This window comes from Streptomyces phyllanthi (assembly GCF_009377205.1).
In the GTDB taxonomy this organism is placed as follows: domain Bacteria; phylum Actinomycetota; class Actinomycetes; order Streptomycetales; family Streptomycetaceae; genus Streptomyces; species Streptomyces phyllanthi.
Window position 1 is genome coordinate 1 of record NZ_VJZE01000042.1, and the last position, 20121, is coordinate 20121.

The 20121-nt window shown below is 71.0% G+C and carries 19 protein-coding genes; 7 read left to right on the forward strand and 12 right to left on the reverse strand.

The features are described from left to right. Positions 1-82: 82 nt before the first annotated feature. On the reverse strand, positions 83-1465 hold the full coding sequence (locus tag FNH04_RS09190; RefSeq protein WP_322722798.1) for a glycine--tRNA ligase: 1383 nt from the start codon (positions 1463-1465) through the stop codon (positions 83-85). Positions 1466-1724: 259 nt separating this feature from the next. Here FNH04_RS09190 and FNH04_RS09195 point away from each other — a divergent pair, with 259 nt between their 5' ends. Genes FNH04_RS09195 through FNH04_RS09210 form a run of 4 tightly spaced genes read left to right on the forward strand, consistent with a single transcriptional unit; the run spans position 1725 to position 4956 of the window. After that, positions 1725-2711, forward strand: a complete 987-nt coding sequence (locus tag FNH04_RS09195) for a metal ABC transporter substrate-binding protein (RefSeq protein WP_152782195.1) — start codon at positions 1725-1727, stop codon at positions 2709-2711. 60 nt (positions 2712-2771) lie between these two features. After that, positions 2772-3539 (forward strand): metal ABC transporter ATP-binding protein, encoded by a 768-nt coding sequence (locus FNH04_RS09200; RefSeq protein WP_152782197.1) that lies wholly within the window; start codon positions 2772-2774, stop codon positions 3537-3539. Positions 3540-3550: 11 nt separating this feature from the next. Next, complete coding sequence (locus FNH04_RS09205; RefSeq protein ID WP_152782200.1) at positions 3551-4483, forward strand: metal ABC transporter permease; 933 nt, start codon at positions 3551-3553, stop codon at positions 4481-4483. 59 nt (positions 4484-4542) lie between these two features. Beyond that, positions 4543-4956, forward strand: a complete 414-nt coding sequence (locus tag FNH04_RS09210) for a Fur family transcriptional regulator (RefSeq protein ID WP_322722799.1) — start codon at positions 4543-4545, stop codon at positions 4954-4956. 164 nt (positions 4957-5120) lie between these two features. On the opposite strand, the gene FNH04_RS46455 is transcribed toward FNH04_RS09210, so the two are convergent. The 4 genes from FNH04_RS46455 to FNH04_RS09225 form a co-directional block, all read right to left on the reverse strand. Then, the gene (locus FNH04_RS46455; protein WP_194236611.1) at positions 5121-5267 is read right to left on the reverse strand and encodes a hypothetical protein; all 147 of its coding nucleotides are present in this window, start codon (positions 5265-5267) and stop codon (positions 5121-5123) included. A gap of 24 nt (positions 5268-5291) precedes the next feature. Then, on the reverse strand, positions 5292-6131 hold the full coding sequence (locus FNH04_RS09215) for an isoprenyl transferase (RefSeq protein WP_152782202.1): 840 nt from the start codon (positions 6129-6131) through the stop codon (positions 5292-5294). A gap of 48 nt (positions 6132-6179) precedes the next feature. Beyond that, positions 6180-6926 carry a DNA repair protein RecO gene (recO, locus tag FNH04_RS09220; protein WP_152782205.1) on the reverse strand — a complete coding sequence of 249 codons (747 nt, stop codon included), beginning with the start codon at positions 6924-6926 and terminating at the stop codon, positions 6180-6182. Between the two features lie 90 nt (positions 6927-7016). Next, a complete protein-coding gene (locus FNH04_RS09225; RefSeq protein WP_152782207.1) occupies positions 7017-7247 on the reverse strand; it encodes a hypothetical protein in 231 nt (76 codons plus the stop codon). A 498-nt stretch (positions 7248-7745) separates the two neighbouring features. On the opposite strand from FNH04_RS09225, the gene FNH04_RS09230 reads away from it, so the two are divergent. Next, a complete protein-coding gene (locus FNH04_RS09230; protein WP_322722801.1) occupies positions 7746-10832 on the forward strand; it encodes an AfsR/SARP family transcriptional regulator in 3087 nt (1028 codons plus the stop codon). 356 nt (positions 10833-11188) lie between these two features. Here the strand turns inward: FNH04_RS09230 and FNH04_RS09235 are convergent, their stop codons facing one another. Genes FNH04_RS09235 through FNH04_RS09260 form a run of 6 tightly spaced genes read right to left on the reverse strand, consistent with a single transcriptional unit; the run spans position 11189 to position 17883 of the window. After that, the gene (locus FNH04_RS09235; RefSeq protein ID WP_152782211.1) at positions 11189-12217 is read right to left on the reverse strand and encodes a DUF6879 family protein; all 1029 of its coding nucleotides are present in this window, start codon (positions 12215-12217) and stop codon (positions 11189-11191) included. A 26-nt stretch (positions 12218-12243) separates the two neighbouring features. After that, positions 12244-13254: an SCO2521 family protein gene (locus tag FNH04_RS09240; protein ID WP_152782213.1), complete on the reverse strand. Its 1011-nt coding sequence runs from the start codon at positions 13252-13254 to the stop codon at positions 12244-12246. 1 nt (position 13255) lies between these two features. Next, positions 13256-14218, reverse strand: coding sequence for an SCO2522 family protein (locus FNH04_RS09245; protein ID WP_152782215.1), 963 nt, complete (start codon positions 14216-14218; stop codon positions 13256-13258). After that, positions 14215-15132 (reverse strand): SCO2523 family variant P-loop protein, encoded by a 918-nt coding sequence (locus FNH04_RS09250; protein ID WP_322722802.1) that lies wholly within the window; start codon positions 15130-15132, stop codon positions 14215-14217. The genes FNH04_RS09245 and FNH04_RS09250 overlap by 4 nt, the downstream gene beginning before the upstream one ends. 2 nt (positions 15133-15134) lie before the next feature. Continuing rightward, positions 15135-16979 (reverse strand): SCO2524 family protein, encoded by a 1845-nt coding sequence (locus tag FNH04_RS09255; RefSeq protein WP_152782217.1) that lies wholly within the window; start codon positions 16977-16979, stop codon positions 15135-15137. A gap of 55 nt (positions 16980-17034) precedes the next feature. Beyond that, complete coding sequence (locus tag FNH04_RS09260) at positions 17035-17883, reverse strand: SCO2525 family SAM-dependent methyltransferase (RefSeq protein ID WP_228031248.1); 849 nt, start codon at positions 17881-17883, stop codon at positions 17035-17037. Between the two features lie 294 nt (positions 17884-18177). Between FNH04_RS09260 and FNH04_RS09265 the strand changes: the two genes are divergently transcribed. Beyond that, complete coding sequence (locus FNH04_RS09265) at positions 18178-18621, forward strand: GNAT family N-acetyltransferase (RefSeq protein ID WP_322722803.1); 444 nt, start codon at positions 18178-18180, stop codon at positions 18619-18621. On the opposite strand, the gene FNH04_RS09270 is transcribed toward FNH04_RS09265, so the two are convergent. After that, positions 18602-19072, reverse strand: a complete 471-nt coding sequence (locus FNH04_RS09270; RefSeq protein WP_152782221.1) for a protein-tyrosine phosphatase family protein — start codon at positions 19070-19072, stop codon at positions 18602-18604. The genes FNH04_RS09265 and FNH04_RS09270 overlap by 20 nt on opposite strands. A 107-nt stretch (positions 19073-19179) precedes the next feature. Between FNH04_RS09270 and FNH04_RS09275 the strand changes: the two genes are divergently transcribed. Beyond that, complete coding sequence (locus FNH04_RS09275; protein WP_152782223.1) at positions 19180-20115, forward strand: dihydrodipicolinate synthase family protein; 936 nt, start codon at positions 19180-19182, stop codon at positions 20113-20115. The last annotated feature ends 6 nt before the right edge of the window (positions 20116-20121 follow it).

The window sequence follows — 20121 nt, forward strand, 5'->3', positions numbered from 1 at the left end:
GCCCCCAGGGGACGGGAACGGGTAGGGGCGGCAGGGGCGAGAACAGCCCCTGCCGCCCCATCCAGCGACAGCGATAGCGCGCCTAGCAGCCGATCAGACGCCCCGCCAGGTACCCCTCGATCTGGTCCAGAGACACCCGCTCCTGCTTCATCGAGTCACGCTCACGTACCGTCACCGCGTTGTCGTCCAGCGTGTCGAAGTCCACGGTCACGCAGAACGGCGTACCGATCTCGTCCTGGCGCCGGTAACGCCGCCCGATCGCGCCCGCGTCGTCGAACTCGATGTTCCAGTGCTGGCGCAGCGCCTGGGCCAGACCCTTGGCCTTCGGGGACAGCTCCGGGTTGCGGGACAGCGGGAGAACCGCGACCTTCACCGGGGCGAGGCGCGGGTCGAGCCGCAGCACGGTCCGCTTCTCCATCTTGCCCTTGGCGTTGGGCGCCTCGTCCTCGACGTACGCGTCCAGCAGGAAGGCCAGCATCGTACGGCCGACACCCGCCGCGGGCTCGATCACGTACGGAGTCCAGCGCTCGCCGGCCTCCTGGTCGAAATAGGAGAGGTCCTGGCCGGAGGCCTTGGAGTGGGCGCCCAGGTCGTAGTCCGTGCGGTTGGCGACACCCTCCAGCTCGCCCCACTCACTGCCGCCGAACTGGAAGCGGTACTCGATGTCGGCGGTGCGCTTGGAGTAGTGGGAGAGCTTCTCCTGCGGGTGCTCGTACCAGCGCATGTTCTCTTCGCTCAGACCCAGGCCGGTGTACCAGTTCCACCGCTCCTGCATCCAGTACTCCTGCCACTTCTCGTCCTCGCCCGGCTTGACGAAGAACTCCATCTCCATCTGCTCGAACTCACGGGTGCGGAAGATGAAGTTGCCCGGCGTGATCTCGTTGCGGAACGACTTGCCCATCTGCGCGATGCCGAACGGCGGCTTGCGGCGCGAGGTGGTCTGCACCTGGCCGAAGTTGGTGAAGATGCCCTGCGCGGTCTCGGGGCGCAGGTAGGCGATCGAGCCGCTGTCCTGGGTCGGGCCGAGGTGGGTGGAGAGCAGACCCGAGAACTGCTTGGGCTCGGTGAACTGGCCCTTGTTGCCGCAGTTGGGGCAGTTGATGTCGGCCAGGCCGTTCTCCGGGACGCGGCCCTTCTTCTCCTCGTACGCCTCCTCCAGGTGGTCCGCGCGGAACCGCTTGTGACAGGAGGTGCACTCGGTGAGGGGGTCCGTGAAGGTGGCGACGTGACCGGAGGCGACCCACACCTCGGAGGCGAGGATCACGGACGAGTCGATACCGACGACGTCCTCGCGCGAGGTCACCATGTAGCGCCACCACTGACGCTTGATGTTCTCCTTGAGCTCGACACCCAGCGGTCCGTAGTCCCAGGCGGCACGCTGGCCACCGTAGATCTCGCTGCACGGGAATACGAAGCCACGGCGCTTGCTCAGGCTGACGATGGTGTCGATCTTGTCGGCGGCCACGGTGCTCTCTTCATTACGACGACGGGCGACGAAGCGGATGCGCTCCTGGAGGGAACGATGCGCCTCAGAGCGAATGCTTCAGATTACCGGCGGGGGCTCCCCTCCAATCAAATCGGTTCGGCACGGAGAAGCCGCAAGGGAACGCAAGGGGTCGCAAAGCGGCCACCTGGCCCCCGACCCCCGTCCTTACATCACTCTTACCTGGGGTCTTAACGGCGCTTGTTGACAATCATTTCCAACTTTGCTGAAAATGACTGTCATGAACGTAGTACGACGACACCTCATATCCGGGACCGCGGTCGCGGCGGCCACCGTCCTCGGCCTCGGAACCCTCACGGCGTGCTCGGGCTCGTCCGCCGCGGCCGGCAACACGGACAAGTTCGACGTCGTGGCGTCGTTCTACCCGATGGCCTTCCTCGCCGAGCAGATCGGCGGGACGCACGTGAACGTCACCAGTCTCACCGAACCCGGCCAGGAGCCGCACGACCTGGAGATCAGCGCCCGGCAGACCGCCCAGCTCCAGGAGTCGGACGCGGTGCTCTACCTCAAGGGCCTCCAGCCCTCCGTCGACGACGCCGTCACCCAGTCCGAGATCAAGACGAAGATCGACGCCGCCACGCTGACCTCCCTGGAGGAGCACGGCGACGAGGTCGGCGGCCACGCGGCCGAGCACGAAGACGAGCACGGCGAGGAGGAGGGCGAGGAGCACGGCGACGAGCACGGCGGCAAGGACCCCCACGTCTGGCTCGACCCCGTGAAGTACGCCGAGATCGCCAAGGGCGTCGGCGCCGCCTTCGAGAAGGCGGACCCGGAGCACGCGGACACCTACAAGACGAACACCGAGGCCCTGGTCGAGAAGCTCGGCGCCCTCGACTCCCAGTTCAAGAGCGGGCTCAAGGACACCGGGTCCAAGGTGTTCATCACCACACACGCCGCCTTCGGCTACCTCGCCGAGCGCTACGGTCTCACCGAGGAGGCCATCAGCGGTCTGGACCCGGAGTCCGAGCCCAGCGCCGCGCGCGTCAGGGAACTTGAGAAGATGGCGAAGGCCGACGGCGTCACCACGGTCTTCTACGAGACACTCGTCAGCGACCGGACCGCGAAGACTCTCGCCAACGACGCGAAGCTGAAGACGGACGTCCTCGACCCCATCGAGGGCATCACCGAGAAGTCCCGCGGCGACGACTACTTCGCGGTCATGGAGGCCAACCTCAAGGCGCTGGAGTCCGCACTCGGCGCCAAGTGACTCCGTCGCCCCCTTGCCCGTAGCCTCTGTCGACCCTGCTGCCCCTCTGGAGGACGCATCATGAGCGAGCCCGTGATATCCCTGCGCGGCGTCCGTGCCGAGCTGGGCTCGCGCACCGTCCTGCGCGGTATCGACCTCACCGTGCGCAGCGGTGAGGTCGTCGCGCTGCTCGGCGCCAACGGCTCCGGCAAGTCCACGGCGGTGCGCGGCATCATCGGCCAGGTCCCCGTGAGTGCCGGCGAGATCGAGATCTTCGGCACGCCGCGCGCCCGCTTCCGCGACTGGAAGAGGGTCGGGTACGTGCCGCAGCGCACCACGGCCGCGGGCGGTGTCCCCGCGACGGTGACCGAGGTGGTCGCCTCCGGCCGTCTCTCCCGGGCCCGCTTCGGCCTCCTCCGCGGGGCCGACCACGAGGCCATACGCCAGGCCCTCGACCTGGTGGGCATGGCGGACCGCGCCAAGGACTCGGTGGACGCCCTGTCCGGCGGCCAGCACCAGCGGGTGCTGATCGCCCGCTCCCTGGCCTCCGAACCCGAGCTGCTGATCATGGACGAGCCCATGGCGGGCGTCGACCTGGCCAGCCAGGAGGTTCTCGCGGCCACCTTGCGCGAACAGGTCGCCAAGGGCACGACCGTCCTGCTGGTCCTGCACGAACTCGGCCCGCTGGAGCCGCTGATCGACCGCGCGGTCGTCCTCCGCGACGGCTGTGTGCTCCACGACGGACCGCCCCCCAAGGCGGTCGGCCAGCACGCGCTGCCGGGCCACGACCACGTCCACCCGCACGCGGCGTCCGGCGCGGAGCCGGTCCGTACGGGCCTGCTGAGCTGACGGGACCACCGATGGAACTCCTGAACTACGCCTTCATGCAGCGGGCCCTGCTCGCCGCCGTCCTCGTCGGCGTCACCGCGCCCGCGATCGGCATCTATCTCGTCCAGCGCCGCCAGGCCCTCATGGGCGACGGCATCGGCCATGTCGCGATGACGGGCGTGGGCCTCGGCTTCCTGCTGTCCTGGTCACCGGTGTGGATGGCGACCGCGGTGTCCGTCCTGGGCGCGGTGCTCATGGAGCTGATCCGCTGGTACGGCAGGACGCGCGGCGACATCGCGCTGGCGATGCTCTTCTACGGGGGCATGGCGGGCGGTGTGATGTTCATCAACCTCGCGCCGACGGGCTCCACCGCCAATCTCACCTCGTACCTCTTCGGCTCGCTGTCCACGGTGTCCGAGACGGACGTGACGGCGATCTGCCTGCTCGCGGCGTTCGTGGTGCTGGTGACGATCGGGCTGCGCCGCCAGTTGTTCGCCGTCAGCCAGGACGAGGAGTTCGCCCGGGTCACGGGCCTGCCGGTGCGCGCCCTGAACCTGCTCACCGCGGTGACGGCGGCGGTCACCGTCACCGTCGCGATGCGCGTGGTCGGGCTGCTGCTGGTCTCGGCGCTCATGGTGGTGCCGGTGGCGGCGGCCCAGCAGCTCACCCGCAGTTTCGCCGCGACGTTCGCGATCGCCGTGGCCATCGGGGTCGCCGTGACGATCAGCGGCACGATCACGTCGTACTACCAGGACGTGCCGCCCGGCGCGACGATCGTGCTGCTCACCATCGCCGCGTTCCTGCTGCTCACCGCGCTGGCCGCACCGCTGGCCAGGCGCCGTGCGAGGGCCGTGGAGCAGGGCGCGGGCGACCCGGCGGAGTGCGCCATACCGGAGACGGGACCGGAGACCGGCAAGCAGACCGTCCCGGCCGGCCGCGGTTCACCGGACGGCGGCGGCGCCTGACCGCCCTCAGACCGGGCTGGCACAATGGCCCGGCAAGGCGCAGACGTGAGGAGGCAACGGTGACGACCGCTGGACCCGTACGGGGCCGATCCACCCGGCAGCGTGCAGCCGTGGCTGCGGCACTCGACGAGGTCGACGAGTTCCGCAGCGCACAGGACCTGCACGACATGCTCAAGCACAAGGGCGACTCGGTCGGGCTCACCACGGTCTACCGCACCCTGCAGTCCCTCGCCGAGGCGGGCGAGGTCGACGTCCTGCGCACCTCGGAAGGCGAGTCGGTCTACCGCCGCTGCTCCACGGGTGAGCACCACCACCACCTCGTGTGCCGTGTGTGCGGCAAGGCGGTGGAGGTGGAGGGCCCGGCGGTCGAGAAGTGGGCCGACGCGATCGCGGCGGAACACGGCTATGTGAACGTGGCGCACACGGTCGAGATCTTCGGCACGTGCGCGGAGTGCGCGGCGAAGACCTCGTAGCGTCGGCGTCGCTCCGCGGAGCGTTCGGACGGGCGGGTCCGCCCTACAGCCGGACCAGCCGGACCAGCCGGACCAGCCGGTTGCGGTCGAGGAGCGCGCGGAGCCTGTCGGCGTCGGCGGAGCCGCGGGCCTGAACGGCGTGCTCGCCCTGACCGGGGCGGACGTCAGCCCGCCCGGCTGATCCCCGTACGTTCCCTGAGCGCGGCCGAGTAGTCCGCCGCCTCGGGCAGGTGCACCAGATCGACGGTGTCCCGCTCGGCCGGGTCCCGCGTGTCGTCCCGCCCCATGTCCATGACCATGTCCCTGGCCATGAGGCGGGATCGTGTCGCTCCTGGTCAGCCCTCCTCGGGCCGCCCCTCCATCGCCAGCAGTTCCTCGTTCGGAATGGCGCCCCCGAAGCGGCGGTCCCGTGACACGAACTCCACGCAGGCCCGCCACAGGTCACGCCGGTCGAAGTCCGGCCACAGCACGTCCTGGAAGACCATCTCGGCGTAGGCGCTCTGCCAGATCAGGTAGTTGGAGGTGCGCTGCTCACCGCTCGGCCGCAGGAACAGGTCCACCTCGGGCATGTCCGGGTAGTAGAGGTACCTCGCGAAGGTCTTCTCGTTGACCTTCGACGGGTCGAGCCGCCCCGCCCGTACGTCCTCCGCCAGCGCCTGCGCCGCGTCGGCGATCTCGGCGCGGCCGCCGTAGTTCATGCAGAAGTACAGCGTGAGCCGGTCGTTGTCCTTGGTCTGCTCCTGGGCGACCTGGAGCTCCTTGGCCACCGACTTCCACAGCTTGGGCATACGGCCCACCCAGCGCACCCGGACCCCCAGCTCGTCGAGCGTGTCCCGGGTCTTGCGGATGAAGTCACGGTTGAAGTTCATCAGGAAGCGCACCTCGTCCGGCGAGCGCTTCCAGTTCTCGGTGGAGAAGGCGTACAGCGAGATGCTTCCGACGCCCATCTCGATCGCGCCCTGGAGGACGTCGAGGACCCGCTCGGCGCCGACCTTGTGCCCCTCGGTGCGGGGCAGTCCGCGCTCCTTGGCCCAGCGTCCGTTCCCGTCCATGACGATCGCCACGTGCTTCGGGACCAGTTCGCCGGGAAGCTTCGGTGCGCGGGCGCCGGAGGGATGCGGCTCCGGCGTCCTGTACTCGCGGCGCTGGCGCCCCAGGAACCCGCGTACGGCCATGTGGTCTCGTCTCCTCTTGGGTACTCATGTGCTCACGTGCTGCTGCGGCTACTTCTCCACGTAGCGCAGCGAGCGCAGTCCGCGCTCCATGTGCCAGTGCAGGTAGGCGGACACCAGCCCGCTCCCCTCCCTGACGTACCGCGGCTCGCACGCGTCCGCGGTCTCCCAGTCCCCCGTCAGCAGCGCACCGAGCAGGGCCAGGGCCTGCGGAGAGGGTACGACGCTGCCGGGCACCCGGCAGTCGGCGCAGACGGACCCCCCGGACGCCACCGAGAAGAACCGGTTCGGCCCCGGCAGCCCGCACTTCGCGCAGTCGCCGAAACTGGGCGCGTACCCGTTGACGGCGAGGGAACGCAGCAGGAAGGCGTCGAGCACCAGGTGCGGCTCGTGCTCGCCGCGGGCGAGGGTACGCAACCCGCCGACGAGCAGCAGGTACTGCTGCACGGCGGGCTCGCCCTCGTGGTCGGTGAACCGCTCGGCGGTCTCCAGCATGGCGGTGCCGGCGGTGTAGCGGGCGTAGTCGCTCACGATGCCCCCTCCGTAGGGGGCGATGGTCTCGCTCTGTGTGCACAGCGGCAGGCCGCGTCCGACGAGCTCGCTCCCGCGTGCGAAGAACTGCACGTCCACGTGCGAGAACGGCTCCAGCCGCGCCCCGAACTTCGACCTGGTGCGCCGTACTCCGCGTGCCACGGCCCGCACGCGCCCGTGTCCCCGGGTGAGCAGCGTGATGATCCGGTCCGCCTCACCCAGCTTCTGGGTGCGCAGCACGATGCCGTCGTCGCGGAACAGACTCATGGGCCCCATTCTCACCCACGGCGCACGTGCCCCGAAGCCTGAAGTCCCCGAGGGGCGGGGAACCGAGGAGCCAAGGGCCCGAGACGCACGTCAGGGAACCTCGCCCCGGCTCCTCGCGTTCTCGTAGGCCGTCGCCGCGCGCAGCCGCTCTATCGTCGTCGCGGCACGGAGGGACTCGGGCGCGCAGTCCCACTCCCGTCCGCCGCCGACGGGTCTCAGCCGTACGTACGGCCCCTCGTGCCCCAGGACCTGGCCCACCCTTCCGTTGCTGGTGTCGACGGCGTACGACCCGATCGGCGGCCTCGTCCCTCCCGCGCTCACCTCGACGCCGCCGCGGAGCGGGCCGCGACGGCGGCCACGCGACGTCCGGTCCTCGCGAACGCCTGCCGCGATTGCTTCACCGTTTCCTCCGCCTCTCCGGCGCGGCGCGCCGAGTGTCGTCCCCCGAGTACGTCGTCGTCCACTTTCACCGGTGCTCCCCCGCACCATCGAGTTTCACCCTTCGTGTCTCCATGGTGACGCTCCGCGTCTAGACTCGCTGGAATCTGCGCTCCGGACGGCTGATTGACGGCGTTCCGAAAAGCGACGGCCTTTTCGGTCACGCCCGGCGAGAAAACGATGGATCACACAGTGCGGGAGCCGGTCCGCCTCCCGGTGGATCTCCGCCCGGTCCACCCGGAAAATTCGCCAGGCCCCCGGCTTTCCCCCAACTCACCGGCGCATCATGCTCACGGGGAAACCACGGCGCCGTACATCCGCGTCAAGAGTTGCGTGAGCAACCGCTGTCGCCTCGGGCCGACGGCACGGAGGATGGGGCCCGTGGAGCTGGAATACCGCTTGCTCGGTCCGGTCGAGGCGTGGAACGGCGGCATGCCCGTCCGGCTCGGCGGGCCCAAGCCGCGTGCGCTGCTGGCCGTGCTGCTCCTGCGGGCCGGGCAGGTCGTGCCCGCCGACGCACTGGTCGACGCCGTCTGGGGCGAGGAACCGCCCGGCACGGCGCGGGCCCTGGTGCAGTCGTACGTCTCCGCGCTGCGGCGTGCCCTGCCCCGGGAGGCCGGGGAGTCGATCGAGACGCGGCCACCGGGGTATCGCTTGCGTCCGGGGGCCGGCCTGGTCGATCTCGTACGGTTCGAGGAGCTGACCGCCGAGGGGCGGCGGGCCTCGGCCGAAGGGGACCACCGGGCCGCCGCCCGGGCCCTGCGCGAGGCGCTGGCGCTGTGGCGCGGCCCGGCGCTCGGTGGGGTGGGAGGCGCCCTGCGCGACGAGGCGGTGCGGCTGGAGGAGGCCCGGCAGGCGGCCCTGGAGGAGCGGATCGGCGCCGAGCTGGAGCTCACGGGGCGGGAGGCGGAGCTCGTCACGGAGCTCACCGCGCTGGTCGCGGCGCACCCCACTCGGGAGCCGCTGCGCGGCCGGCTGATGCTCGCCCTGTACCGGCTCGGGCGGCAGGCGGACGCTCTCGCGGTGTACGAGGAGGGGCGTGCCGTACTCGTCGGCGAGTTGGGGATCGATCCCGGTCCCGGGCTGAACCGGCTGCACGAGGCGATCCTGCGGGCCGAGCCCGCGCTGCTGCCCGGCCCGCGGACCGTGGCCGCCGCCCCGGAGCGCCCGGCGCCGCCGCCGCGCCCGGTGTCGCTCCTGCCGCCCGGCATCGGTGACTTCACGGGGCGGGAGACGGAGCTGGCGGAGGTCGTCGGGTCCCTGACGGGGCCGCGCGGGGCGACACCCGTCGTCGTGGTGTCCGGGCCCGCGGGCGTCGGGAAGTCGGCCCTCGCCGTACGGGCGGCGCACCAGGTGGCTGCGGAGTATCCGGACGGTCAGCTCTACGCCGAGCTGCACGGGTTCAGCGATCCCGTGCCGCCCGGTGAGGTCCTCGGGCGGCTGCTGCGCGCGCTGGGCGCGGACCCGCCCGAGGACCCGGCCGAGCGCGGGGATCTCTTCCGGAGCCTGGTCGCGGGGCGCCGCATCCTGCTGGTCCTCGACGACGCGGGCAGCGAGTCGCAGGTGCGGCCGCTGCTGCCGGGCGGTGCGGACTGCGGGGTACTGGTCACCTCACGGACGCGGCTCGGCGGGCTGGTGGGCGCCCGGCGGACCGACCTCGACGTCCTGGACGACGACCGCGGACTGGAGCTGCTGGCCCGGGTCGTCGACGTGCGGCCCACGTGGGCGGACCCAGGGGAGGAGAGCGCCGCGCGGCGGATCGTGGAACTGTGCGGCGGGCTGCCGCTGGCCCTGCGGATCGCGGGGGCACGGCTGGCGACCCGACGGCACTGGACGCCCGGGATGCTCGCCGGCCGGCTCGCGGACGAACGGCGTCGGCTGGACGAGCTGTCCGTCGGCGATCTGGAGGTACGGGCCAGCCTCGGCCTCAGCTACCAGGCACTGGACGCCGCCTCCCGCCGGGTGCTGCGCCGCCTCGCCACGCTGGGCTCGGCCGACGTCGCCGCCTGGACGGTGGCCGCGCTGGCCGACGTACCGGAGGACGAGGCGGAGACGGTACTGGAGCGGCTGGTGGACGCGCAGTTGCTGGTCTGTCCCGGCACGGACCAGGTGGGCCAGCCCCGCTACCGGCTGCACGACCTGGTCCGGGTCTACGCCGCCGAACGCGCCGAGACCGAGGACCCGCCCGCGGAACGCACCGCGGCCGTGGGCCGAGCCCTCTCCGCAGGCCTCTGGCTGATGCACCGGGTGACGGAGGCCGCACCCCCGGGCGCGGTGGTCCTGCGCCAGACCCTGGCGGGTGGCGCGCGGCCCCTCGGCGACACCGAGAGGTCGGGGGACTCCCCCGCCCCGGTCAGCGCCCGGACCGCCCAGCGGGCCCTGGACGACCCGTTCACCTGGTTCGATGCCGAGGCCGACGCGTTGACCACGGCTGTCGAGCGGGCCGCCGCGCTGGGGTTGCACTCGCCGGCCTGTGAGGCCGCGGCGGCGTTGTGTTCCTCGTCGTTCGCCATCAGCAACCGTTTCGACGCCTGGTGGCGCAGCCATGACGCGGCCCTGGCCGCCGCCCGGCGCGCCGAGGACCTCTCGGGTGAGGCGCTGCTGCTCATCGGCCTGGGACAGCTGCGCTACGAGCAGGACCGCTGCGCCGAGGCCCTGGACTACTTCCGGCAGGCGGAGCGGCTCTGCGCGGACCTGGGCGACGTACGCGGCCGGTCCGCCGCCCTCACGGGCGTCGGCAGCGCCTGCCGGGAGCTGGGCGCCCTGCGCGCCGCCGAACAGGCCCTCGCCGACGCGGCCGACGGCTTCCGGCGGATCGGCGACTGCACCGGTGTCGGTCTCGCCTGCCGGTACGCCGGCTCCGTACGGCTCGAACTCGGCGACCACGAGACGGCGGGCCTGCTGCTCGACGAGTCGGTGCGCGCGTACCGGCGGCAGGGCAGCCGGCGCGGCGAGGCCCTCGCCCTGCGCACGCTCAGCCTGGTGCACCGCTCGCTCGGCGAGTACGGCACGGCGGTGCGGCTGGCCGGGCAGGCGGCGGAGATCCTGAGCGGCGTGGGGGATCCGCTGATGGCCGCGTACGCCGGGCGGGCCCGGGCGAAGGCGACGCTGCGGCTGGGGCGGACGCGGGAGGCCGAATCGGAGCTGCGCCGGGTCCTCGATGTCTGCCGGGCCCACCAGGACCGGTTCGGCGAAACGATCACCCTGCGCACCCTCGGCGAGTGCGCGCTGGCCGACGGCCGGCTCACCGAGGCGGAGCAGCAGCTGAAGACCGCGGTCGTCGGCTGGGAGGAGCTGGACCTGCGCCTCCCCCGCGCCCGCGCCCTGCGGGACCTGGCCACGGTGCGCGAGGCGCTGGGCGACGAGGCGGGGGCGGCGGCGCTGCGCACCGAGGCGATGGGCATGTTCACCGCCTGCGAGGCCCGCGAACGGTACGAGCCCTGGCCCCGGGCACCGCGGCGGCCGTGACCCCCTGGCGGGACGCCTTGCCGGCATGGTCCCCCGGTAGTCCCCTGCAAGTCCACGGGACGTCTTGCCGTGGACTTGCAGGGAACTTGCAGCTCCTTGCGCGACGCTGGTGCCTTGTCGGGGGACAACGAGCCAGCCGGGCGATCCTCACCGCCCGGCCGGCCGAAAAGGTGACAGGCGCTGAGGGGGAAGCCGGGCACCGCCATCCGGGGGAGGCCCCGGGTCAGGGACTTCCGGGCACGACGGTCCCTGATCCGGGGCGTCATCGCGCGAGCCCCGAGGAGAGCGACGGCGCCTGCTGCACGGACGCGCCGGACATCTCCGCCGAGGCCCGCCGCAACCGCCGCTGCCCACGCCTAGGAGGGGGGCGTCGTCCTCGGTGCCGGTTCGCCGCCGCCCATCGTGAGGTTCTGCGTGGCGGCCCAGAACCCGTTGAAGCGCCTGAGGCACTCCCTGATCTCCGCGGGGCGGGCGTCGAGGATGGTTCTGTCGACCACGTCCTGCGTGTCCTGCCCCATCTTGTAGACGAGTTCCTCGTCGAACACGATGAAGTCGTTCTTGGTGCCCAGCCGTGCCCGGTGCGGCAGTTCGGACAGGGCCACGATATGGGCGTCGATGCCCAGCAGGTTCTGGTCCTCGCAGATCTTCGTCAGCATCTCGTCGATGTCGTCGGGGGTGTTCACCAGGAACAGGCGCCGGATCTTCACCCCGCGCTCGATCGCGTCGCTCTGCGCCTCCAGATAGCGGCCCGCGGGCTCGCTGTTCCAGAAGTCGCGGTCCACGGAGGTGCTGATGGCGTCGAGGCTGTGCTTGATGCACTCGGTGACGTCGATGAGCCAGTCGTGGTTCTCCCCCGAGCAGTCGGCGTTGCGGTTGCTGAGGTTCTCCAGCAGGGTCGCGAGACGGTCGATCTCCTTGCCGGCGAAGGTGTTCACGAGTTCGTTGTTCAGCCGGCCCACCTTCGTGGCGCTGCGGGCCAGGCTGGTCACTCCGTCGGAGCGGAGCACCGAGCTGTCCACATCGCTGAAGAGCTCGGTGGCCTCGCTGATCCGGGCGAAGCGGTCGTCGACCAGTTCCGTCATCCCGCGGTGGTGGTCGGCCAGGCTCTCCTTCATCTCCCGGACGCGGTTGATCTGGCCCGTCTCCATCTGCCCCAGCCGCCGTTCGAAGTCGACCAGGTACTGGACTATCAGTGCCGAGCCGCCGATGACGAGGGAGACGGTGAGCTTCCACATCTCACCCTGTTTCTCGTCGATCGCGTTGGTCAGCACATAGGCGAGGATGGTCACCAGAGCGGTGATCAGTATCTTCAGCAGCAGGGGCGGTACACGGATGCCCTCCGGCCGGCCCGGGTTCGTCGTTGTCGCTCCTTGCGCTCCTGTCATTGCGTTTCTCCCCCCGTCGGGATCATCTAGGACGCCGTACCGAGGCGGCTCTCGGCGGCGCCATCACGGTGTAACGGTGCTTCGGGCAGTGACCCGATGGTCTGCAGCAGTGCCAACTGGTCCCGGATGCGCTGGGACAGCGTCCGCCACTGGCGAGTGAACCCGGACTCCTGTTCGAGCACATCCCACAGCGGGGCCAGCGTCCGGTCGACCCGCGCACGGGGCATCCACAGATGCAGCAGATGCTCGACGGCGGGGCGCAGCGCCTTCAGGGCGGCCTGCCCCTCCACGGGCACGAGCTTGCCGTCGATCATGCGGACGACCGTGGTGAGCAACCAGTCGTGCAGGGCGAAGTCCTCGCACAGTCCGGCCACGGCGGACGGCTCCGTGTCCCGGGGCACCCGTAAGCGCACGGTGCGCAGATCGTCCTCGGCGAGCGTGAAGCGCTCGATCGAGGGTCCCTGGCCGTCCGGGGCCGGTAACGCCACCCAGCGCAGGGAGGTGCGGCGGGACTTGAAGGGCACCCTCGTGTTCTTGTGGAGCAGCGGATGCTGCCGGAGCCGGGTGAGCAGGCCGTCGGCGATCAGCCCGAGGTCCAGCTCGCCGGGCCGCCCTCCCGCGAGAACGCCCTGTGCGACGGCCTGTTCGGGCAGCTTCCCGAGCGGTTCGAGCACGCCCGGCCGTACGAGGTAGTGGCCCCACGGCTGACGCGCGGCGGGGCCCGTCGCCGGGGCGCGGAAGTAGGCGGTGGCCTGGACGACACGGCCCTCGGTGAGCGAGGCGCGGGCGGCCACCGTGCCGACGACCCGCACCCTGGCACCGTTCGAGGTGGGCAGTCGGCAGTCCACCCCGGTGAGCGTGTCCGGCGAGAGCGCGTACAGGTTGGGGCGCTCGGAGACCAGGACCCGCTCGTCGGCGCGCAGCAGGAGGAGCCGGGCGGCCTCCTGGGCGGCCAGCGGCCGGAACGAGGGCAGCAGCCAGGTGCGCACCTCGCCACAGGCGATGACCGGACGCGTCGTGTCCACCGGGGCGTCCATGTCAGGGCACCGTGTAGAAGACGTAGGAGACACGGTCCGCGACGGAGCCGGGCACCGGCATGCCCTCCTGGGCGGAACGCCTCGCAGCCTGCTCCAACGCCCTGGAGTCCACGTCGACCTGGTCGAGCACGATCCGTACGGCGTGCTCGACGGGCAGGAACCGGGACGGCAGCACCGAGCAGGTGCGGTAGGCGCTGAACGGGACGGCGGAGTCGCCCAGCCGGAGCAGCGGCGGCAGGTCGTCCCAGTCGCGCGGGAAATCCCCCTGGGCGCGGGGGGAAGCGGTCAGTACGGGCTCGCCGTGGTGGCGCAGCAGGCCGAGGCGGGCCAGCTGCCACACGGCCGCGAGGAACGGGCAGGACCAGGTGCGGCGGCCCTCCTTGTCGTCCCACAGTTCGACGTCCATGAAGACGGAGTGCCGGCGCGCCGCGGTCTCGCGGGGCGGCTGCCAGCCGGCGGTGGACTTCATCGCCTCCCGGGCGCGCTGGGCGGGCGTGCGTTCGCCGTTGGCGAGCCAGCCGGTCCGGCCGACGGGCGGGCGCAGACCGTGGCTGCCGGGCGGGGGTGACTCGACCAGGCGGCCCGCGACGGACTCCGCGAGCGGCACCCCGTCCGCGACGGCGCAGGCCGACTCCCGGGCGAGATAGTCGATGACGAGCCCCGCCCGGTCGGCCTCGTCGAGCAGCAGGGGCACGAGTTCGGCGGGCGAGGAGAAGCGGGTGAAGTAGTCGTCGATCAGGAAGCAGGTGCTGATCCGGGGCCGTTTGCCGCCCGCCAGGGCGGTGGCGTCGGCGCGGACCGCGTCCACCCAGGGCCGTACCCGCCGGAAGTGGTCCCGCAGCCGGTCCGGGCCGCCTTCGAAGTCCTCCATGTACAAATGCCCGAGTTCCAGGGAGAGATGGGCGAGCCCCACGGACTCGGTGCGGGGCTCGGCGGTGGTCTCACGGAAGACGGCTCCGGTCATGACCGCCCCCAGCGCGCGTCGTCGAAGAGCCTGCGGGCGAGTTCCTCCAGCGCCTCCAGGGTCTCCTTGCCGGCGATCTGTGTGGACAGCACGTCGACCTCGGTGATGAGCTGCTCGCGCCATTGCAGGATGGGTTCGAGCGGCACGGTGCCCAGCACCACGCTGTCGCCGATCCCGCGGTCCGAGGCGAGCTGCCGCAGATACTCGTCGCACCGCTCCATCCAGACGGACTGCGCGGGGGAAACCTGGGACCACAGCGGCGAGTCGAGGTCGGGCACCGCGGCCCGTACGAAGCGGATGGCGCCCCGCAGCGCCTCCTTGTCGTGGCCCCTGGCCGCCCCGCCGTCCAGGATGCCGTGCTCCTTGAAGACCAGCCCGGAGGCGGCGATCACATGCTGGCGGGTCCAGCGGTGGAACACCAGCCAGCGGGCCTCGACGCCGCTGAGCTCGGGTCGCGCGGTCGCCTCCAGCACCATGTCCATGGCGTAGCTGCGCCCGGCGCTCAGATCCACGATGACCACGTCGAACTCGCTGGTCAGATCGAGCATGAGGTCGACGCAGCGGCGTAACGTCTCCTGGTCGGTGGCGAACTCGCCGCCGCTGACGTCCCCCGGCAGCAGGACGAGGCGCCCGGAGCCGCCCGGCCGGTCCCGCAGCACCGGGTGCTCGGTCCGGCTCCAGATGTCGACGCGGACCGGTTCCCCGACCTCGCCCACCAGATAGGAGTGCAGGCCGTTCTCCTTGATGCCGCGCAGTGCGCCGGGGACGTCGAAGACGGCGGCCGCGGTGGGTGAGCCGAAGTCGAAGTCCACGTAGGCGACGTCGTCGCCCAGGAGCGCCCGCTGGTAGGCGAGGTTGGCGCTGGTGACGGACCGGCCGGTGCCCCCTTTGTCGGAGGCGGCGAAGACGAGCACCCTCACACCTCCTGGGCCGCGGCGCCCCTGGCCTGCGCCAGGGTGTCGAGTTCACCGAGCACGGACAGGGTCAGCGCGCAGGCGGTGCCCGGCTGTTCGTCGAGGATCCGGCGGGCGCGGCGGAGCCTGATCTCGATGCTCTTCAGCGCCCTGCCGCGTTCGCTGTCCGTGGCGGGGGCGGGTTCCATCTGCTCGCTGCCGAAGAGATGGGTGGACTCGCTGAGCAGGGCGCGGGCGAGGACGGCCAGTTCGGCGCTGCGGATCGGCTGCTGCACATAGAGCTTGCGCGCGGCGACCATGCACTCGGTGACGCGCTCGGTGACGCTCCAGGACAGCGCTCCGGGGCGCTCCGGTGTCTCCGGGTAGACCCTGCCGACGTCGTCCCACAGCCCGGAGCCCTCGCCGTCGGTGAGGCGCCGTTGCCACAGATGGCCGAAGGTCTGCTCCGCGAGCCGCAGCAGGCGGTCCTGCGAGGTGATGTTGCGGGACAGCTCGCACAGCTGGATGGTCCGCTTGAGCAGCTGTGCCGAGAAGTCGTTCATCGTCCACAGCAGGGGCGGGCCGCCGGGGCCGTCGCTGCCCTGCAGGGGCAGGGTGACACCGGGGGTGTGGAGCCGGACCGCCCGGTCGTCGCGGGTCACGCGGCTGGTGACACGGCCGCGTTCGGCGAGTCGTTCCATGACGGTGACGGTGCGGGTGAGGTCGTCGTCGGTGGCCCGGCGGCGTACCAGGTCGTGTACGAGGATGGCGGCGACGGAGAGCGAGAAGTACTCGGACTCCAGTTCCTGGCCCGTCGTACGCCAGGGGATGTCCTCCAGGGGCCAGCGGTCGGAGTCGAAGCGGGCGATGCCGGACCAGTACTGCTGGGTGATCTCCCAGCGCAGCCGGAGGGCTTCGGCGAGCTTCTGCTGTTCGGGGGTGAGCAGGCCGAGGGTGAGGGTGCGGTCGGAGAACAGGTCCTGGATGCCGTCGAGGGCGACCACGGTGAAGTAGAGGTACGGGACGGAGTCGGCGGCACCGGCGGGCTGCACCCCGATCTCGTCGCCGGTCTCCACCTTCGGGGCGTCCCTGACCAGGCCCCAGGCCCAGCCGCACTCGAAGAGCTGGTTGTCGTCCTTGATGCGTTCCTCGACGTCGACGCCGAGGACGAGGCTCTCGGTGATCGTGGCGCGCAGAGCCTTGAAGCGGCGCTGGAACTGCTGCATGACGGTCCGCTCGGCCAGCCGTCCCTCGCCGACGAGCCGGCGCAGCCGGAGGCCCTGGTCGCTGTCGGCGTCGAAGACGTTGACGGCGAAGGAGCGCAGCAGGCTCACCATCGCGGCGGTGAGCCGCACGGTGGTGGCCTCCCTGAGCCGTGTGATGGCCTCCTTCACGTCACCGCGGGAGGTCTTCTCCTCGTAGACCTTGAGGAATCCGAGTGTGGCGAGGCAGAGGGTGACCGACATCGAGAAGGAGTCGACCACTCCGAGTTCCCGCTGTTCCGGTGAGACGTCCCGGCTTTCGTCTTCGGAGGCGAAGTAGTGGCCGCCCGCGAACACGGGAGTTCCGTCCGGGGCGGTGTGCCGCTCCATGAACTCCGTGAGCGCGGTGACGAGATGCGCGGGAACCTCCATACGCCCGCCGGCCCGCCGGAGCGCTCTTTCGACGTCCTTCTGGGTGGTGTCGGGGTCGTCGAGACGGAAGGTGGGGATCTCGGTCGCGGGATACATGACGCACAGCAGACGTTCGGCGTCCGCCACGCTGCTCGAACCGCCCGATTCCCCCCAGACCCACTTTCCGCCGTCGAACGAGTGGCGGGCGATCGCCTGCCAGATATCGAGCAGGTGCTGCCGTGGCTTGATCTGCATCCCCATGCCCCCTCACACAGGTCCTACCGCCGTCTGCCGCATATTGACAAGAAATTCAGCAATGACGCCGGAAGGGCATGTTCAGCCACGTCGAAAGGGCGGAGGGAGCGAAATCCGCATTCCGGTGCCCGCAGACCAGGATCATTCCGGTGTGCCCCGGCCGCACCATGTGACTTGATTCGCCCAGCCGCCAGATGTCGACTTTCCCGTACAGCTTGAGGATGTCGTACACCTGCGACTCGCTGACATTGCACGCCGGAAAGTGCTGGTTGCCGACGTCATATCCCGACGAGCCCTCCATGAACGCTGCCGCGAAAGGAGCGCCGGGCGCCAGGGCAAGCATGAAGCATTCGACCGCGCGCCGGAACTCCGTGTAGGAACCGGTCAGGGACTCGGCCACGAAGAACATCGTTCCGATCTGCCACCGCCCCATATCCGGGCGCAGACCGATCAGATTCCGACGCGTCAGGTCGAAGAGGTCGCCCGACCGGACCCGGACCGCCTTCCTGAACCTGTCCCTCCGGTCGGTGTGGATCTCCTCGTACGCCTTCTCCTGACGCAGCAGCTCCCAGAAGCTGTCCCAGTGGTCGTCGAAGCGGTCCCGCTGGCTCCGCAGATAGGCGACGTTCGCGGGTGCGCGCTCGAACAGAGTGATCTCACGGCACCAGGGGAGCATGGACAGAGCCGGATAGAGGTTCGCTCCCGCGCCGACGTCAATACCGAGAACCGGCCGTTCGAAGTTCTCACGGAAATGGTTGCTGAAGTGGTCACGGACCCGCTCGAGGATCTCGGCATCGGCATTCAGAAGATCACGGTAATTATGATCGATGTACGCGCGAGGATCAAAAGCAGCCCAGGGGGCGTCTGCGTTGAGCGTAGGGGTGCTGCCCTCCGGGGCTCTCAAGTCCATTGGCTCAAGATAGCAACGCCGCGGACAACCCGGATCCCTCTCGCCGTGATCCGTACGGTTCCGGGACACACGGGAGACGCCCCGGCGAAAGGATTTTTGGTCCTGAACCGCACTTGAGGGGCCAGATCGGGGCACGCGATGCTGTTGGAACCTCGCCCTTGCCTCGTTCGGGTGAGGACTCCTCGACTCTCATCAGGGGGCGGCATGACCGCAGGGCACGACCGTTCCGGAGTTACGTCGGCCTCATACAACGGCTCGGCCCTGGACCGGGCACCGGAGGACCGGTCCGTGGAACTGAGAAGCGTCACCGAGGAGGATCTGGAAGCCCTCGCGCGCCTCGACGAGGAGGCCTTCGCGGAGGACGCCTATCCCTACTTCGTCCTGCGCCAGCTGTTCGACGTGTGGGCGGACAACCTGCTCGTCCTCGACGACGGCGAGGAGCTCCGGGGGTACGTCCTGGTCGCCACGGCACCGCAGAGGCAGCGCAGTTGCATCCTGGGCCTCGGGGTCACCCGGGACCAGCGCGGGCGCGGCCACGGCCGGCGGCTGATGCTGGAGATCCTGGACCGGCTGAAGGACGACGACGTGCGGGAGGTGTGGCTGACGGTGCACCCGGACAACGGCCCCGCGATCGACCTCTACCAGTCCCTGGGCTTCATCGGCGAGCCGGAGATCCGCAAGGACTACTTCGGAAAGGGCCAGCACCGCCTCGTCATGACACTGTCCCTCTGAGCGGGCCCTGGGAGCGCGGGCTCGCGAAGCGCCGTACGTACCGCCGCTGCCAGGGCGTCTCGACCGCGTGCCGGTCGTAGTGCTCGCGTACGTACGCCACCGCGTCCTGGGGAGGTACGCCGTCGAGGACCGCGAGGCAGGCCAGGGCCGTGCCGGTGCGGCCGCGGCCGCCGCCGCAGGCGAGCTCCACGCGCTCGGTGGAGGCGCGGGACCAGACGTCCCGGAGCACCTGCTCGGCGCGGGCGCGGTCGCTGGGGAGGCGGAAGTCGGGCCAGCGCAACCAGCAGGCGTCCCAGGGGACTTGGGGAGGCCGGCTGCCGAGGAGGTACACGGCGTACGTCGGAGCCGGGCCGTCCGGGAGGGGATGGCGCAGGCCGCGGCCGCGCACCAGACGGCCGGAGGGCAGTCGCAGTACGCCCGGGTCCGCCGGGTTCCAGGGCTGCTCGGTCATCGGGCCAGCGTACGGTCCGCGCGGCCGTGTCGTCCCGTGGTCACCGCCTCCGGTGCCACCATCCTGGTACCCGTCGCCCGGGCCGCCCGACAACGCAGGGAGCACCCATGACCATGCCCGCCCCGCTGACCGGTGTCGTCCCGCCCGTCTGCACGCCCCTGACACCGGAGCGCGAGGTGGACGTCCCCTCCCTCCTCCGTCTGGTCGACCACCTGGTGGACGCGGGGGTGCACGGCCTGTTCGTGCTGGGCTCGTCGTCGGAGGCCGCGTTTCTGACCGACCGGCAGCGGAGGCTGGTCGTGGAGACGGTCGTGGCCCGTGCGGCCGGCCGGCTGCCCGTCCTGGCGGGCGCGATCGACATGACGACGCCCCGGGTCCTCGACCATGTCGCGGCCGTCACTGGGGCGGGCGCCGACGCCGTCGTCGCCACCGCGCCCTTCTACACCCGCACCCACCCCGCGGAGATCGCCCGCCACTACCGGCTGATCGCGGAACGCTCCCCCGTCCCAGTCGTCGCGTACGACATCCCGGTCGCCGTCCACACGAAGCTGGGCGCGGACCTCGTCCTCGACCTCGCGGCCGAGGGAGTGCTGGCGGGTCTGAAGGACTCCAGCGGCGACCAGGCGGGCTTCCGGGAGGTGGTGACCGGGGCCCGTACCCGCGGTGTCAGCGGCTTCAGCGTCCTGACCGGCTCCGAGCTCCTCGTCGACTCGGCCCTGGCGATGGGCGCGGACGGCGCGGTACCCGGCCTCGCCAACGTGGACCCGGCCGGCTACGTCCGGCTGTACGACCTCTGCCGGGCGGGCGAACGGGATCGCGCCCGCACCGAACAGGAGCGCCTGTGCGCCCTGTTCGGCATGGTGTCCGTGGGCAGCGCGGACGGCCGTATGGGAGCCGGCTCCTCGGCCCTCGGTGCCTTCAAGACGGCTCTCCGCCTGCGGGGCGTCATCGCGTGCGCGGCGACCGCCGAGCCGCAGGTGCCGCTGTCTGAGGGGGAGGCCGAGCGGGTGGGGAGGTTCCTGACGGCGGCGGGGCTGCTGTAGGCCGCG

Coding starts and splice junctions, on each gene's coding strand:
- FNH04_RS09195 (WP_152782195.1), top strand. CDS start 1,725: ATGAACGTAGTACGACGACACCTCATATCCGGGACCGCGGTCGCGGCG.
- FNH04_RS09200 (WP_152782197.1), top strand. CDS start 2,772: ATGAGCGAGCCCGTGATATCCCTGCGCGGCGTCCGTGCCGAGCTGGGC.
- FNH04_RS09205 (WP_152782200.1), top strand. CDS start 3,551: ATGGAACTCCTGAACTACGCCTTCATGCAGCGGGCCCTGCTCGCCGCC.
- FNH04_RS46455 (WP_194236611.1), bottom strand. CDS start 5,267: ATGGCCAGGGACATGGTCATGGACATGGGGCGGGACGACACGCGGGAC.
- FNH04_RS09215 (WP_152782202.1), bottom strand. CDS start 6,131: ATGGCCGTACGCGGGTTCCTGGGGCGCCAGCGCCGCGAGTACAGGACG.
- recO (WP_152782205.1), bottom strand. CDS start 6,926: ATGAGTCTGTTCCGCGACGACGGCATCGTGCTGCGCACCCAGAAGCTG.
- FNH04_RS09235 (WP_152782211.1), bottom strand. CDS start 12,217: ATGACAGGAGCGCAAGGAGCGACAACGACGAACCCGGGCCGGCCGGAG.
- FNH04_RS09240 (WP_152782213.1), bottom strand. CDS start 13,254: ATGGACGCCCCGGTGGACACGACGCGTCCGGTCATCGCCTGTGGCGAG.
- FNH04_RS09245 (WP_152782215.1), bottom strand. CDS start 14,218: ATGACCGGAGCCGTCTTCCGTGAGACCACCGCCGAGCCCCGCACCGAG.
- FNH04_RS09255 (WP_152782217.1), bottom strand. CDS start 16,979: ATGCAGATCAAGCCACGGCAGCACCTGCTCGATATCTGGCAGGCGATC.
- FNH04_RS09270 (WP_152782221.1), bottom strand. CDS start 19,072: ATGACCGAGCAGCCCTGGAACCCGGCGGACCCGGGCGTACTGCGACTG.
- FNH04_RS09275 (WP_152782223.1), top strand. CDS start 19,180: ATGACCATGCCCGCCCCGCTGACCGGTGTCGTCCCGCCCGTCTGCACG.